This is a genomic window from Psychrobacillus sp. NEAU-3TGS (assembly GCF_029955155.1).
Classification (GTDB): domain Bacteria; phylum Bacillota; class Bacilli; order Bacillales_A; family Planococcaceae; genus Psychrobacillus.
In genome coordinates, this window is record NZ_JAPNOZ010000012.1 from 1233410 (window position 1) to 1249326 (window position 15917).

Here is a 15917-nt window from a genome sequence, read left to right on the forward strand (position 1 = left end):
CACACTCCTATTGATAAGTTTACTGAATTAGGGTAGGAAATGGAAGCAAAAAAATGCCCCAGACATGATATTTGTCATATATGCCCGGGGTGTGATTTATTCTGTTGCGGTGTCTCCGATGAAGTATACGCTTGTGACAAGCCATTTGCCGTCTTCTTTGACGAAAACAGTTACTTGACGACCGTCACGATCGAGTTTTGCACCGGTATCTGGTTGTTCTAGTGCGATGTGGATGTTCGCGAATACTTGTGCATGTGTTTTGTCGTATTTGATGATCGTTGTGTTATCAGCCGTTCGGATGGTGTCGTAGTCGTTGAATGTTTGCTCAACCACTACTTTTTCATCCTCATAGTTGAAGCCTTCTGGATTTTTGGAAATAGTGTTCATGTAGCGGTTGATGTCTTCTTCGTTGAACGCTTCCATGTATTCATCGAAGGCTTTCAGTATTGCTTCTTTTTCTTTTGCTGGTACGTTGGTTGCTTCTTCGATGTTGCCACCAGCCATTTCGAAGCCGACTTCAGATTTGTCGGTTGCGCCGTGGTCGGTTGTTTTTTGGGTGTTGGTTGGTGCGATATCGTTTACGGACCCTGTGTTTGTGTTTGTATCTTCATTACTACTGCATGCTGCTAGAAGTAGTGCAATAGTTGCGATGGCTAGTGTATGGATGATTTTCATATGTACAATTCCCTCCTGCTAGTGGATATTTTGTCATACTTAAGACGAAAACTCAATTAATTGGTTTCATGTTAGATTAGGTGGAATGTTCTGTTAGTTTGTTGTATGATTTTGGGGATGGAGGTGAACTAGACAATTGGTTATAAAACAATATGCTTTATTGAAAAGATTGCGTATCCCACATGTAAAAGAGGAGGATATTCGGAAAGATATTCACCAAATAGAGTCTGGTTTGCGCGGAGAAAATCGACTATTACAGAAATTAAACGAATTACGCTTGCCTGGACCATATCGAATTTTCTCAGATTTGAGTTTACAATCTGGAGAGTGGAAAGTTCAGATTGATTGTTTAGTAGTTACTGACCGCTGTTGCATCGTGTTAGAGTCTAAAAATATTAGTGATGACTTGTATTTTAATGAGAACTCTGATGAATTTTATAAAGTAGATAGAGCCGGTCAGGAAGTAGTTTATCGCAATCCCTATTACCAGCTTTTAAAACATATTCGATTTATGAAAGAGTTCTTCCAATTATTAAATTTTCCCCAAATGAAAGTAACAGGTGCCGTGGTATTAACCGCCAAGTCCTGTAGAATCCGCCAGAAACCAACCCATTATCCCATTTTCAAATTAGAAAGTATTATCGAGAAAATCCTACACATGTATGAATCTCCCTCTTCTTTTAGCTTGAGCAATGAACAGATAGACTCTATTGAACAAACGTTATGGAAAAAGCAATCAACTTTTATCCATCGCCCCCTTTGTGAAAGCTATCAAATTTCTCCAAATGAGTTGATCCGAGGAGTGGAGTGTCCGAAATGCGGCATGCTAGGTATGAAGCGAACAGGTAAAGTATGGACATGCTCTAGTTGCAAGCAAAAGTCTCGCGATGCCCATAAACATGCTGTTGAAGAGTACTTTTGGTTGGTGAGTAAAGAAATGAGAAATAGAGATTTCCGTGTTTTTTGCAAGGTAGATTCTGTTTATGCAGCTTCTCGTATGTTGAGTAATATGGATTTACAGATTCATAGGGCCGGGCCTAAGACATTTTATACGCAGAAAAAGGATCGATGAAAATCGATCTTTTTTTTGTTGGATGGTGGCTGGTAAGGTAGTGTGTTGAAAATATATTGCAAGATTCACTGACATTTTTTGTGAGTCGCCAGATACTATGCCAGAATCACAAAATAGAGGTTGCTTATCGCAAGATAGGATTTGAGAATCGCAAGATTGACTCCAAATCGCAAGATCCCTGTCACTTTTTGTGAATCGCAAGGTAGCACCCCCGAATCGCAAAATAGAGGCTGCTTATCGCAAGATTGACTCCAAATCGCAAGATCCCCTGACATTTTTTATGAATCGCAAGGTAACGCCTCCGAATCGCAAGATACTAGGATGGAATTGCAAAATAGAGGTTGCTTATCGAAAGATTGACTCTTCATATCGCAAGATCCCCTGTCACTTTTTGTGAATCGCAAGGTACCACCTTCGAATCGCAAGATACTATACCAGAATCGCAAAATAGGATCTGAGAATCGCAAGAATGACTCTTCATATCGCAACATTCCCTGACAATTATTGAGAATCACAAAGTAGCACCTCCGAATCGCAAGATACTATGCCAGAATCGCAAAATAGAGATTGCTTATCACATGATTGACTCTCCAAATCACAAGATCCATCTTCTCGCCCAAACAAAAATCCTCTCGCCCGCGGGCAAGAGGATTTCTTATCTGTTTATCGTACTTCAACCCAGCCGTTTTTGATGCCGGTTACTACTGCTTGGGTGCGGTCGTTTACGTTCATTTTTTGTAGAATGCTTGAAACGTGGTTTTTTACTGTTTTTTCGGAGATGAATAGTGTTTCTCCGATGGTGCGGTTACTTTGACCGTCTGTTAGTAGTTGGAGTACTTCGCATTCGCGCTTTGTTAGTAAGTGGAACGGGCGGCGAATTTCGGTTTGATGGAAGTTTCCTTTGTTTTCACGTTCGCTTAGGCGACGGAATTCTGATACTAGGTTACGTGTTACTTTTGGATGTAAGTATGAGCCGCCTTTTGCTACTACTTTAATTGCAGAGACTATTGCGTTTGCATCCATTTCTTTTAGCATGTATCCAAGTGCGCCAGTTTTTAGGGCATGAGATACGTATGTTTCGTCATCGTGAATGGATAGGATGATTACTTTTGCATCAGGAAATTTTTCTAATAGCTCTGCTGTTGCTTCTACACCATTTTTGGTCGGCATATTAATATCCATAAGTACTACATCTGGAATGTATTGCTCGTAAAGGCGAAGCACGTCATTGCCGTCGTCACCTTCTGCTACTACTTCGAATGTGTCTTCGAAATCTAGAATGCGTTTTACTCCTTCACGGAATAGTTGGTGATCATCTATAATTATAATTTTTGTCATGTATATTTCCTCCTAATAAAAACCCAATAGTTATTCTTCTTTTATGGGAATGCCGAACAGAATAGTGGCGCCTTTTCCTGGGGAAGAAATGATTTTCATCGTTCCTTCCAGCAAGTCCACTCGTTCTTGCATTCCGATTAAACCAAATGATTTTTCTTTTACAACTTGTGGATCAAAGCCGACCCCATTATCTTTGACGATAATATTCAACTTTTGTTGCAACCATTCTACTTTTACCCATGCTTCCGTGAACTTTCCGTGCTTAATACTGTTCGTTAAACATTCTTGAACTAGTCGGAAAATGGCTACTTCGAAATTGGTTTGCATACGTTTTTCTTCTCCGAAAGCTTGGAAATTAATCTTTTTCGTTGGATTGTATTCCTCAATTGTAGATATGTATTTTCTAAGTGTCGGAATTAGTCCTAAATCATCGAGTGCCATTGGGCGAAGATCGTAAATGATTCGCCGAACTTCTGAAAGTGCATTTCGAACCATTGTCTTTAGTTCGATAATTTCTTTCATCGCTTCTGCTCCACCACGCTGCTCGTATGTAAGATTGATTAAATCTGTTCTAAGTAATACGTTGGCAAGCATTTGTGCAGGACCATCATGTATTTCGCGAGAAAGTCGTTTACGCTCTTCCTCTTGAGCTTCGATAATTTTTAAAGTAAAATCTTGTTTAATCTTTGCGTTTTCTAAAGCCTCTCCTACGTCCTTTAAGTCAGATGTTAAATAGTTCATCACTATATTTACTTGGTTGACTAGTTGATCGGCACGCTCAATCATTTCTAAAAGCCCTTGTAATCTGCGTTCTAATTCATCTCTTCGTAGCCTTAACTGCTTTTCTTCATTGCGCTTTATGAGGAGCTTTATTTGAATATCGTTAGCAGTTTCGTAAGCACTACGTACCTGCGGCTCATCGTATGAGTCAAAGTTTTTTGAGACTTCCGCTAATCGGTTACGAGCTATTCTAGAATTCGCTTCCAGCGTATCTCCTTCTAAAATAACGACTTCGATGTTGCTTCGAATTATTTCTAGCTCCACTTTCATTTCTTCGAAGCTTTGTCGACTTTGTTCGCTTATAATGAATATATCCCTTTTCGAATGATCCATCACTTCGACCATTCGATCGAAAATAACATCTAACGATTGAGTATTCAAATTCTTTTTCGTCATCTGTTTTTTTCTCCTTTAAGCATGTAAATGAGTCTCCATTTTTTTCTCCTTTAAGCATGTAAATGAGTCTCCATTCATAAATGCTGACAAACTTTATTATAGCACTTAATAACTAAAAATAAATTAAAATTACTTTACAAGTATATTTCAAATGATACAGGGAGGAAATTTTTATGAGAAATGATTACCATACAGTCAAAGGTTACGGGGAGAGCGAGACCATCATTCAAAAGTCACGCTTTCTCACATATGTTGAACGAGCCGAAACCGAGCAGGATGCACAGGATTTCATTAATAATATCAAACAACTGCATAGAGATGCCACTCATAACTGTTCAGCATACATAATTGGGGAGCATGATAATGTCCAAAAAGCGAACGATGATGGTGAGCCAAGCGGGACTGCCGGTGTACCTATGCTTGAAGTGCTAAAAAAACAAGGGTTAAAAGATACAGTAGTAGTCGTCACACGCTATTTTGGAGGCATCAAACTTGGTGGTGGAGGTCTTATTCGGGCATATGGAAAAGCAACAACTGAAGGGATTGCCGCAGCAAAAGTAGTAGAGCGAAAGTTGCATCATTTGATGAAAGTACAGGTAGATTATACATGGCTAGGTAAGGTAGAAAATGAAGTAAGAAATTCTTCCTATCCCCTAAAAAAAATAAATTATGCAGATTCCGTCGAATTTTTTGTTTACACAGAAGCAAATGAGGAAATCACATTTACTAACTGGATCATCGAAATGACGAACGGCCAAGCAAAAATTGAAGTTATTAACAAAGAATTTTTGGAATTTGATGTGAATTGAATTATACTTTTACATAAGAGGTGATGAAATGAAAAAGTTATCCATATTAATCCTATTGCTTTTTAGTTTAAGTGTTGCTCCTATGATTTCATCGGCAGCCTGTACCACTCCTGTGTATTGGGACGGTGTGGAGCTCAAGTCAGGTCAAATAGGGCGAGTGCTCATTCAAAAACCAACGACTATTTACAAAAATGTAAACGGAAATTTCGAGTTTTCAAGAACGGTACATCCTGGTGAAAATTATCGAGTCTATGCAAATAAGTCTACCTATTACCATCTAGGCGGTGGCTTAGTTATCAAGGATGATGCATCGATTTTGTATCAAACTCCATCCAAGCAAAAATTGAGTTGTGTAAAGAATACCTCTACATCGTTAACGATTGGAGATTCGACAACAGCTGTTTCAACAAAGCTTGGAACAGCGCAAAAAAAGGTGACCAATGAATTTGGAGCTTCCACTTCTATTTATCATCAAAACTATCAAAACTTTTATGCTATCAGTTTATTAAACAATAAAATTGCATCTCTTTATACTAAAGATAAGCAGTATAAGGTCCATGGTGTAGGAATCTCCAATACAGTTAGCGAACTAGAAAATAAATTAGGTACGAATTATCAAACGACCGGCAACACATATCCCGTCGAAATTATCACGTATCAATTACCAAAATACGAAGCTAACTTTTTTATCGATGTACATAATGACAGTAAGATTTCTGCCATTCTCTTAGTAGATTATCAATTAATGAATAAAAATCCGAATTTATATCCGAAGAAATCCGCTTCTTTGGAAGCTAGTTATGAATCGTTGTTATTTGAATTAATTAATGCAGAAAGAAAAGTTCAAGGAGTTCCTGTTTTGCAAAATGCTTCAAAAGTGGCTACGGTTGCTAGAAAGCATAGTGTAGATATGGGGACCAATGAGTATTTCAGTCATGAGAATTTACAGGGGCAATCCCCGTTTGATCGACTTGCAAATGGTGGTGTGACTTTTAGGAATGCTGGGGAAAATATAGCAACCGGATATACGAATGCTTATTTTGCTCACGAGGCGTTGATGAATTCCCTTGGACACCGTAAGAATATTGTAAGCACTGCGTATACACATGTTGGTGTGGGAGTTTTCTTTGCTAAGTGGACGTATGGGTCTATTCCATATTATACGGAGAATTTTATTAAGCCTTAACTAGATTAGTATAAAACCTATTGGAATGTTTACAGAGGTCTTTGGAGAGACTTATTGCTATATCATTACCGATTGAATTTATAAGAGAGACTGGTTCATGACTGTCGTCACGAACCAGTCTCTCTTTTTTTCGGTAATCTTATTGCGTCTGCCTATCCGTCGCCCTCCTTCAACAGTACAAGTAAGGTTAAGATCTTTTGGGATAATTAGTGAAAAGATACTTTCCAATTCATAAAGGAAGCACCTGAAGATGAAATTTCAGGTGCTTCTACGCTTCTCTATAGGATAAATAATAACTATTTTTTGGTCATATACCCTTTAACCAGTAGAAAATACTTAGCAAATTTAAGAAGGTATTCGGCATGTAGAAAGACTTATATGAAGATTTTAACAATTAAAGATTAAGTTAGTTTGAATTTTTAAGTAACACTTTATGAATTTTCTTTTGATATTTTATTTGATACCTAGTCTTACTTTTCATTTTTTCAATGTTAAATTTTCCTATAATATAACGAACATCTTTGTATTCTTAAATTAAGTTTTCAAATTTAATATCCTTAAGATAATTTTGAAACCATTGGTATTCTTGAAGAGATTTAATATTCTTCTCTATTTCTTCTTCTGTTACATCCTTTGTAAAGGAAAATAGCAGTGTACCTAGTGAACCTAATAACTCAAACAGCGGTCCCAAGAATGACACCTCCTAATATAACTTCTACTCTATTTTATACGATTGATTTTAAAAAAGGTTTCTTTCTAAATCAACTACTGAATTCCTAACCGCAAACTAAAAAGAGCATCTCCCCGTCATTAAATGACTTAGGAGATTGCTCTTTTTTAGTACTTCTCGATTGTTGTACCTTGGTAATAATGTTTCAAAATGCGGTCGTATGTCCAACCTGCGTCAGCTCGGGCTTTTGCTCCCCATTGGCTCATGCCGATGCGGTGACCGAAGCCTTTACCTTTTACGGTAACGGTATCGATACCGCCGGTTGTTCCAGTTGTTGATACGATGCCTTCATTTGTTTGAATGTTAACATTACCACTTGGAATAGTTTCTACACCAGTTGCAGTTTGTACAGATGTACCTGTTAAGGAAGAGATATCCGTTGTTCCATTTGTTTGTTGCACGGAAACTTCCGTTATGCCAGATGGTTTAGTGAAACTAATATCATACCAACTAGATTTTAAGGATGCATTGTTTGCATCTAAAAATACGTTTCTCATAACTGTTTCGTTGCCTGTGATCGTTTTTTCTCCTGAATTAGTAATAGCTGTTACAGCTGTTACTTCTCCGTTAGAGCCACCTTTTGTTAGCTTTACATCTAACAAAACATCGGTGCTGCTAAATCCGAACTTCTTCAGGATATTTGCTTTCGATATAGAAACTGTCCAGTTATCGTATGGTGACTTTTCAATGGAATCGTCTACAGATACGAATTGTGGTACTTGGGCAGTGTCCCAAACCTCGCCGATATTCGCTGTTTTACCACCACTTGCAGCGTAGTAATATGCTTGTACGAGCTTGCCGTTTGATTTCACTACTAAATCTTTTGTTGCATCAACAGCTGAATTGGTGCTTTTTTGTTCAGATGTATAGCCTTTGTACATTTGGTCTTTTGTTGTACTACTTAAAATGCCTGCTTTACTTAATGTATAGCTTCTAGCTGCAACTGTTTGTGCTTTTAATGCTTCTTGATGCCAAGATGCATACGATTCGTTTGGAATAACTCCTTTTAAATAGTTTTCCAAATCTAGTCGATTCACTATTTGCACAGTTGCACCAGATTTTACAACGTTAAAGCTTCCGCGAAACTGAGTGCCAGTTGGTGTTTTTCCAAGTGGAAGTGATGAAACTTCCGCTACCTTTGCATAAGTAGCCGGTACCCAAGAAGAAGCACCCTGTTCGTCTGTAATCGAATACCATACTTCACCATTTGCATTTGTAAATTCATTTACGAAGTTTGCACCTTGGAAAGCTTTATAGGATTTTACTGTTTCATAGTCAGCAGTTGCACCTTTTTTTCCATCGACATCTGATGTGAAGACAACCATTTTTTCATTGCCAGTTAACGCATGTAAAGCAAATCCGTTCGCTGAGAACATAGAAGCTCCAGATTGATAAATCGATACTTCGCCGTTCACTTGTGAAAAAGTAACCGGTGTGTTCGGTAATGCGAAAAACATTTCTTTTGTCGTTAGGTTTTCTAGCTTATAAATACCAGTTAGATTAAGCGAAGTGGAGGAAGCGTTGTGCACTTCGACTCGAACTTGCTTTGAATAACTTTCTTGCTTGTAGGCAAATGCAGTATTGGAAACTGCTAAACTAAGTGCAACTACTGATAGACCAGTTATTAGTTGTTTAAACAATTATTTCACCTCAGTAAGCGTACTTAGCACCCAACCTTTATTTCCTTTAGCGGTTTGTACATTGTACCATATTTCACCATTAGCATTTTTGAAGGAATCTAAATATTTTAAAGAAGTTCCTTTTGCTACTAATTCAAGTGATTTGTAGTTCGTTGTAGCACCTTTTCTAACGTTCACTGCTTGTTTAGCTACTACTTCAGAAGGCACGACATTGCTCGGTTTTGTTGTTGTAACATCACCAGAGAATACCCAGCCTTTTACGGTAGCAGATATTTCTACGCGGTACCAAATACCAGTAGCCGCTTTATGTTGATCGATTACTTTTAGTCCTTTATTTGCTCCGAAAGTTGCTAATACTTTGTAGTCACGAGTTGCACCACTATGCACTTTTACACTACTGCCAGTCGTATATACAGTTGCTGGTAGACCAGTAGAAGGATCTGGTGTAGTCGTTGGTGGTGGCGTTACAACCGTTCCACCTTCTGCAACTGCTTTTTGTAATTGTTTAATAATCGCATCTTGTTCAGCCACTTTTTTTTCTAGTGCAGTTACTTTTGTATTAATAGGATTTAGTTGGGCTTGTACCCATTCAACAGAAGCAAGTAAAAGGTTGGAATTTGCTTTTGTCGCACTAGGCACTGTAATTGTAAGCAGTAAGCTTAAACCTAGCACTGCACCAACCGTTGCTAAAAGTTTCTTTTTCATCGTATACATTTCTCCCTCTTATTGTTTGAAATAGTTTTCTAATCCTTTTCGAATTCCTGTTGCTGCTTTTTTCTGGAATGCAGCGGAAGCTAGTTGTGCTTCTTCTGTTGGGTTCGATATAAAAGCAAGCTCTACAAGAACAGAAGGAAGTTCGTTCATACGATTTACATAAAATACTTGTTCTTTTACTCCACGATTATACGTACCTATTGCTTTTACTAAATCCGATTGAATGCTCTTAGCTAGCGTTAAGCTGCGCGGTCCGTTAAAGTTAACCGTCGCATTATAATACGTCGTCGTACCTTTAGAAGAAGCATTAAATGCATCAGCATGAAGACTAATGAATGCATCATAATCCGATTTATTTGCAATATCTGTGCGTTGTTTTAACTCTAAGAAGACATCTGTACTTCTTGTTAAGACTACTTCTGCTCCAGCAGCTTCTAACTCTGCTTGTAATGCTTTAGCAGTTGCAAGCACAACGTCTTTTTCTCTCTTTCCATTTGGTCCGACTGCTCCAGGATCTTTTGCACCGTGTCCAGCATCCAAGATGATTTTCTTACCTGCTAATCCTTTTGGTACAACTTTGATCGTCAATTCTTTATCATAATCACGAATTGTATACGTGTAATTAGGATCGAATGTGATCAATAAAACAGAAGTTCCACCAGAAACTTTCTCTACTTTCATACTTTTCACACCAGTAACGGAGGATTTAATCTCGTTTATATTTGATAGATTACCAAATATGCGTAAAACATTCGCAGAAGGCGTTGAATAAGTAATATCGAATTTAGATGGTTTGGTCCATACCATATAGTTTTGACCATTTCTTACTTCTGTTCGACCATTCGATAATTGGATCGGTGAAGCATCTGAAAGCATAGAAGCTTGAATCCATCCGCGTTTTTCACTTTGTGTTTCAATATTTACCCAACCATTCAATGTACGAAGCACTCTTACTGGTGTGTTTACATAAATTGTGTCTACTTTTTTCGCAGTAGCACTTGCTCCGTTGTATACAGTAGCTGTTTTCGTCCCATATTTAGTTGGAATATTGTCATTTACTTCAAAGTCTGGGATCCAGCCTTCTTTACCACCAGCATTAATCTGAATCCAAGTAGTACCGTCTGTAGCCTTCAATTTGTTTAATACGGTAAAACTTGTGTTTTTAGCAAGACCTTGTAGAACTGCAGAATTATAATTGCTGTTTGCGTATAATAAAGCATTTGCTCTCTTAATCGTCCCTTTTTCACCTGCACCAGGTGTAACGATCGGTGTTTCTTCAACAGAATCTCCGATGGATACAACGGATTGATGCAACCAAGCTTCTCCACTTGTCGTGTTTACTTTATACCATTTTTCCGATTTAGCGTCTGTTGCATATTGACTTGAATCAAATACATCATTTTGTCTCGCTTGAGTCACCACATCGAACGTAATTGCTGGGCCTGAACGCATATTTGCTACAGGTACAGAAACTCTTAAGCTATTTTTCTCATCTACAATATTGGCATCAGTAGAAGGTGTTTCAGGTGTTGGATTTTCGGGTACAGTAGAAACAGTTTCAAATGCATCTGAAGGTATCCAACCTTTTTTCCCTACTGCATAGGTCACTTGATACCATTTTTCCTTGGAAGCGTTTGTAAACTCTTGGTGGATAGATAGTTTCGTTCCAACTTGAATTGTCGCTACCGTTTTATAGCTTTTCGTTGCTCCAGAGTGAACAGTAGATGTTTTACTCACTACTTTGCTTGCTATCGATGAATCTTCGAATGCAGAAGCAAGTACCCAGCCCTTTTTGCCAGTTGCATAAGTAACCTGCAACCATTTTTCTTTGGATGCATTTGTAAACTCTTGATGGATTACGAGAGTTGTCCCAGGTTTTACTGTGGAAACGACTGCGTAACTTTTAGTTGCCCCTTTATGAACAGTTGTTTGTTGTACAACTTTCATAGAAGTTGCTGTTTCACCAGCTGTAGCGTTTAATACAAATAAATCCGATGTTACCCAGCCTTTTTTACCGTTATATTCAACGTTAAACCATACTTCATTTTGGGCATTTGTAAATGCACTTAGTACTTTCAATGAAGTTCCTGCTGGAATTGTAGCAACTACTTTATAAGAAGTTGTTGCACCACTTCTCATATTCGACGCATTTTTCCCTATTTTTTGTGTCGTTCCCACATAAGAAATACCAGTAGATGTGGAAGCTGCTTTGACTGCAGTTTGAGCAATTGGTTTAACTGGCTCATTAATAACTACACCACTTTCACCAGCTGTAACATTTATTTCGAATAATTCGGATGTTACCCAGCCTTTTTTACCGTTATATTCTACATTAAACCAGACTTCTTTTTCCGCATTTGTAAATGCATCTAGTATTTCCAAAGAAGTGCCTGCTGGGATTGTAACAACTTTGCTATAGGAAGTTGTTGCACCACTTCGCATATTCGCAGCGTATTTCCCTATTTTTTGTGTGGTACCTGCTATTTGTTGAATTTCGTCTAAAACTAGAGATGAATTCGAAGCGGCATATGCAGTTGGTGATTCACTCGCAAGAAGATTAAGTGGCAAAAGAACAGAAGTTGCTAAGACAGATGATGCGATTACTTTTTTCATTTGTTCCTCCTTGAAACCTGTGTTTTCTCCATTTTAATGCACTAATCCCCATAAAACAATCCAACTAATGTAATTAAATCCAATGTCATAGAAATGTAATATATATAATAGAATTCTGTCATATTCTCTGCTGACTGGATTTCTAACGTAACAAGGGTCGAAATCGCTGAAATAAATTTCCAATAGCACTTGTAAAAATTAACACAAGTAAGGGTTAATCATCGTTGAATTCCTCCTAGCTCATACCAAACTTCTATTTATATACCAACTAATAGTTTTTAGTGGATATATGAGTGAATCTCTAGATAGGAGCTTCCAATTGCAAATTCCAACTTGAATCGCAAGATCTCCTTTGAATCACAAGATAAGGGCCTCTAATCACAAGATTCCCTTTGTGAATCGCAAGATAGGTTCCTCTAATCGCAAGATTCCCTTTCAGAATCGCAAGATAGGATCCTCTAATCGCAAGTTTCACTTTGAATCGCAAGATAGGATCCTCTAATCACAAGATTCCCTTTCAGAATCGCAAGATAGGGTCTTTAAATAGCAAGATCTCTCACCTCTATCGACTATTAAATTTTTTCCACAAAAAAAACAGCCTATTTCAGGCTGTTCGTTTTACTGTCCTATCGTTAAATCAGAGACAGTTTTTGATTTAATTTCACTTTGTGCGTTTTGACCGAAATCATCTAGGTTAAGCTGCAGTTGTTTCTTCACTTCTTCCAGCGACTCTTCGTCTATCAGGAAATAAGAGGTTCCTCTTATCATGGTGTCAACACCTTCTAGTTGAAGCTGCTCGATTGGTGATGATTTGATGTTTTGATAAGTCTTGATCAAACCAAAATAATCCGAAGATGGAATATTTGTTTTGACGTTATTGCCGACGTCTTTGATCATATCATCGATGTTAGCAATATTGCTTATGCTTGTTGCTTTGTTAATAATCTCTTGGATTACTTGTTTTTGTCGGATATTACGTCCGGCATCCCCTTGAGGATCTTTTTTACGCATACGGACGTAAGCAAGTGCTTCGTTCCCGTTTAAGAACATAGGACCTTCTGTATACTTCTTCCATTTTAAACTACCTGTCAGCTGAGCGCTGAAGGTAAATGGAACATCTACATCGACACCGCCTACTGTATCTACGATGTCTTCAAAACCTTGAAAGTCTGTGGAAACGTAATAATCAATTGGAATATCTAATATTTCTTCCAATGTATTGATCGTATAGTTAATCCCTCCGAAAGCATAAGAGTGATTAATTTTAGTCTGGTATCCTAAGTCAGGCACATAAACTCTAGAATCTCGTGGAATACTGACCAAGGAGATTTTTTCTGTCTTCGGATTAATTGTTGCTAAGATTAAAACGTCTGCTCGACCATATTTTGCTTTTTCTTCATTTTCGATACCTGCTAATAATATGGTAAATGCAGAGTCTTCTGCTTTGGCACTTTCGATCTTGTTTTCTGCCTCTTCTGTTGGATTTGTATCCTTTTCCAAGGGCTCGTATATTTTATTTATTGCATTTTTTGTCTGAAGCGATAGATTTGTGGCAAACACAATAACTCCAGAGAAAAGCACCATCGAAATAATAAGTATTGTATATAAAAGTTTTCTTCTCGTCTTTGTTTTTCGCTTTTTTTGACGTGAAGTAGTCATAATACTTCCCTACTTTACTGTTAAAATATAATCTCACCAATTATACATAAATTTTTACTCGATGTATATGGAAAAGACCATTACTTCTTCGTAAGGTTTTGCAAAAGATCTTTGACAATAGAAGCCCAGCTATACTCATTTAGCGCAAGTTGTCTTCCGCTTTGTTTCATTTTTTCCCGATTTTCTTCATCCATTTCGACAAAATGGAACATAGTTTCTGCTATAGAATCGACATTTTCAGGTTTTGCGACTAATCCAATGTTGTTATCGGTCACGATTCGCGCACTTTCTCCTTTTCCGCAGTAGAGCACTGGTACACCAGAAGATGCTGCTGGGAAAATTTTGGATGGGCGTGCCCCTTCAAACAAAGCGATATCGCGTAATGGCACGATACTTACATCCGTTACCGAAAATAGCTTCGGCATTTCTTTTAAAGGTAAGTGGCCTAAAAAAGTAAGATTTTGCAGACCTAATTCTTTCGCTAGCTGATGAAGTTTTTCTTCTTCTGGACCTGCTCCTGCGATTAAAAAATGGGCATGTGGAACAGTTTCTTGCATTTTTTTAGCTGCATATAATATAAACTCTAATCCTTGTGCATAACCAAGATTACCACCATAGGCAAAGACAAATTTATCTTGTAAGTCGAATTTCTCTACATACTCCGAATTTTTTTCTGCCGGTTGGAAAAAGTTTGTGTTTACGCCATTTGGTAAAACAAATACTTTATCCTCTGGTTGAGAGTGATTAATAATATACGATCTAATACCATCTGTAGCAGTAGCAATTTTCCAAGAATGTTTGTATAAAAACGACTCTAAAATTTCCGCAAGCTTAATAAAAAACTTATTTTTTACAAGTCCTAGCTTCACAGCAGACTCCGGCCAAACATCCGCCACATTGAAAACAAATTTCGCTCCTTTTAGTTTGGCACTAAGTAGGCCAGTTAACCCTAAAAAGATTGGCGGAGAATTTACAATGATAACATCTACTTTTCCTGCTTTCATTAGCCCGTAAAATGAACTGAAAGTAAAGGAAAAATAAGACACTAATCGTTTATAGAAAGTTCCCTTTTTCGAAGGGTAAATCCAAGTTCGGTGGACAGGAATTCCGTCCCATTTTTCAAATTCATATTTTTTCCCTTTATACTCATCCGGAATAATTCCATGTGGATGATGAGGAAAAGCAGTCACTACTTGAATATCATGCCCTTGAGCGAGAAGTTCTTTACTAACCTCATATACACGGATTTGTGGAGCACCTGTTTCAGGTGGGAAATGTTGACATAAATATACGATACGCATAGCTTTCACCGCTTTAATCTTTCAATTTATTCTTCAAGTACGCAAGTAACGGCTCTCTTAAATTGTCCCGTTTTAATGCGAAGTCAAAAGTTGCTTGTAAAAATCCAAATTTATCCCCAACGTCATATCGTTTTCCTTCGAATATGTAAGAGTAAATAGACTCTTTTGCTAACAATGAATCAATTGCATCCGTTAACTGGATCTCACCTTTCGCATCTGGTTGTACTTTTTCTAGTTCATCGAAAATGGCAGGTGATAAAATATAACGTCCTACAATCGCTTGGTTGGATGGTGCATTTTCAATTGAAGGCTTCTCCACTAAGCGCTTCACTGTAAACAAATCATTATCTGATTCACTATATTCAACTATTCCGTATTTATGAACGTCTTCGTCTGGAACTTCATTGACACCTAAAATACTGCTTTCTACTTCTTCGTACTTCTCAATCATTTGCTTTAAAGCAGGTACTTCAGCATCGATAATATCATCCGGTAGCAGAACCGCAAATGGTTCGTTGCCGATGAATTTTTTCGTGCATAAAATAGCATGTCCTAGTCCCAGTGGTTCTTTTTGACGCATATAATGAATGTCCACTAAGTTAGAAATATTCTCAACTGTCTCTAGTAATTCATGTTTCCCTGTATTTTTCAACAGAAGCTCTAACTCGATTGATTTGTCAAAATGGTCTTCCATCGATTTTTTGTTGCGTCCAGTTACGATAATAATATCTTCAATTCCCGAAGCAATCGCTTCTTCAATAATGTATTGTAAATTTGGTTTGTCTACGATTGGTAGCATTTCTTTTGGTAAAGCTTTCGTTGCAGGTAAGAAACGAGTTCCAAATCCTGCTGCAGGAATGACTGCCTTTTTTATCATATTCCATCACCTTTCGAATTATCAGACTGTCTTGAAAACGCTTCTCAGTCGAGGCACGCAGGACAAGGCGGAAGCGAATTGAACTAAAGTTCATGAGCTTACAACGATGTGCAAGTAACGAAGAATG

13 protein-coding genes are annotated in these 15917 nt (G+C 37.8%); 3 read left to right on the plus strand and 10 right to left on the minus strand.

Features of this window, described 5'->3' with window-relative positions:
* Positions 1-96: 96 nt before the first annotated feature.
* Positions 97-675, minus strand: a complete 579-nt coding sequence (locus OR571_RS22430; RefSeq protein ID WP_282246176.1) for a Cif family virulence factor — start codon at positions 673-675, stop codon at positions 97-99.
* 136 nt (positions 676-811) lie between these two features.
* On the opposite strand from OR571_RS22430, the gene OR571_RS22435 reads away from it, so the two are divergent.
* Positions 812-1747, plus strand: a complete 936-nt coding sequence (locus OR571_RS22435) for an NERD domain-containing protein (RefSeq protein WP_282246178.1) — start codon at positions 812-814, stop codon at positions 1745-1747.
* Between the two features lie 663 nt (positions 1748-2410).
* Here the strand turns inward: OR571_RS22435 and OR571_RS22440 are convergent.
* Both OR571_RS22440 and OR571_RS22445 read right to left on the minus strand, forming a co-directional pair.
* Entirely contained in the window at positions 2411-3085 is a 675-nt protein-coding gene (locus OR571_RS22440) for a response regulator (protein WP_282246179.1), read from the minus strand.
* 30 nt (positions 3086-3115) lie between these two features.
* A complete protein-coding gene (locus OR571_RS22445) occupies positions 3116-4261 on the minus strand; it encodes a sensor histidine kinase (protein WP_282246181.1) in 1146 nt (381 codons plus the stop codon).
* A 173-nt stretch (positions 4262-4434) separates the two neighbouring features.
* On the opposite strand from OR571_RS22445, the gene OR571_RS22450 reads away from it, so the two are divergent.
* Complete coding sequence (locus OR571_RS22450; RefSeq protein ID WP_282246183.1) at positions 4435-5070, plus strand: YigZ family protein; 636 nt, start codon at positions 4435-4437, stop codon at positions 5068-5070.
* Between the two features lie 28 nt (positions 5071-5098).
* Positions 5099-6256, plus strand: coding sequence for a CAP domain-containing protein (locus tag OR571_RS22455; RefSeq protein ID WP_282246185.1), 1158 nt, complete (start codon positions 5099-5101; stop codon positions 6254-6256).
* Positions 6257-6785: 529 nt separating this feature from the next.
* Here the strand turns inward: OR571_RS22455 and OR571_RS22460 are convergent.
* The 7 genes from OR571_RS22460 to galU all read right to left on the minus strand — a co-directional run bounded on the left by OR571_RS22460 (position 6786) and on the right by galU (position 15790).
* Positions 6786-6947 carry a hypothetical protein gene (locus OR571_RS22460; protein ID WP_282246186.1) on the minus strand — a complete coding sequence of 54 codons (162 nt, stop codon included), beginning with the start codon at positions 6945-6947 and terminating at the stop codon, positions 6786-6788.
* Between the two features lie 146 nt (positions 6948-7093).
* Positions 7094-8626 carry a SpoIID/LytB domain-containing protein gene (locus OR571_RS22465; RefSeq protein ID WP_282246187.1) on the minus strand — a complete coding sequence of 511 codons (1533 nt, stop codon included), beginning with the start codon at positions 8624-8626 and terminating at the stop codon, positions 7094-7096.
* A complete protein-coding gene (locus OR571_RS22470) occupies positions 8627-9331 on the minus strand; it encodes an SH3 domain-containing protein (protein ID WP_282246188.1) in 705 nt (234 codons plus the stop codon).
* Between the two features lie 18 nt (positions 9332-9349).
* Entirely contained in the window at positions 9350-11953 is a 2604-nt protein-coding gene (locus OR571_RS22475; RefSeq protein WP_282246189.1) for an SH3 domain-containing protein, read from the minus strand.
* A gap of 618 nt (positions 11954-12571) precedes the next feature.
* Positions 12572-13612 (minus strand): LCP family protein, encoded by a 1041-nt coding sequence (locus OR571_RS22480; RefSeq protein WP_282246190.1) that lies wholly within the window; start codon positions 13610-13612, stop codon positions 12572-12574.
* Between the two features lie 80 nt (positions 13613-13692).
* The gene (locus OR571_RS22485; RefSeq protein ID WP_282246191.1) at positions 13693-14913 is read right to left on the minus strand and encodes a glycosyltransferase family 4 protein; all 1221 of its coding nucleotides are present in this window, start codon (positions 14911-14913) and stop codon (positions 13693-13695) included.
* A gap of 13 nt (positions 14914-14926) precedes the next feature.
* Complete coding sequence (galU, locus tag OR571_RS22490; protein ID WP_282246192.1) at positions 14927-15790, minus strand: UTP--glucose-1-phosphate uridylyltransferase GalU; 864 nt, start codon at positions 15788-15790, stop codon at positions 14927-14929.
* Between the last annotated feature and the right edge of the window lie 127 nt (positions 15791-15917).

Coding starts and splice junctions, on each gene's coding strand:
- OR571_RS22470 (WP_282246188.1), bottom strand. CDS start 9,331: ATGAAAAAGAAACTTTTAGCAACGGTTGGTGCAGTGCTAGGTTTAAGC.
- OR571_RS22440 (WP_282246179.1), bottom strand. CDS start 3,085: ATGACAAAAATTATAATTATAGATGATCACCAACTATTCCGTGAAGGA.
- OR571_RS22485 (WP_282246191.1), bottom strand. CDS start 14,913: ATGCGTATCGTATATTTATGTCAACATTTCCCACCTGAAACAGGTGCT.
- OR571_RS22445 (WP_282246181.1), bottom strand. CDS start 4,261: ATGACGAAAAAGAATTTGAATACTCAATCGTTAGATGTTATTTTCGAT.
- OR571_RS22450 (WP_282246183.1), top strand. CDS start 4,435: ATGAGAAATGATTACCATACAGTCAAAGGTTACGGGGAGAGCGAGACC.
- OR571_RS22480 (WP_282246190.1), bottom strand. CDS start 13,612: ATGACTACTTCACGTCAAAAAAAGCGAAAAACAAAGACGAGAAGAAAA.
- galU (WP_282246192.1), bottom strand. CDS start 15,790: ATGATAAAAAAGGCAGTCATTCCTGCAGCAGGATTTGGAACTCGTTTC.
- OR571_RS22455 (WP_282246185.1), top strand. CDS start 5,099: ATGAAAAAGTTATCCATATTAATCCTATTGCTTTTTAGTTTAAGTGTT.
- OR571_RS22430 (WP_282246176.1), bottom strand. CDS start 675: ATGAAAATCATCCATACACTAGCCATCGCAACTATTGCACTACTTCTA.
- OR571_RS22475 (WP_282246189.1), bottom strand. CDS start 11,953: ATGAAAAAAGTAATCGCATCATCTGTCTTAGCAACTTCTGTTCTTTTG.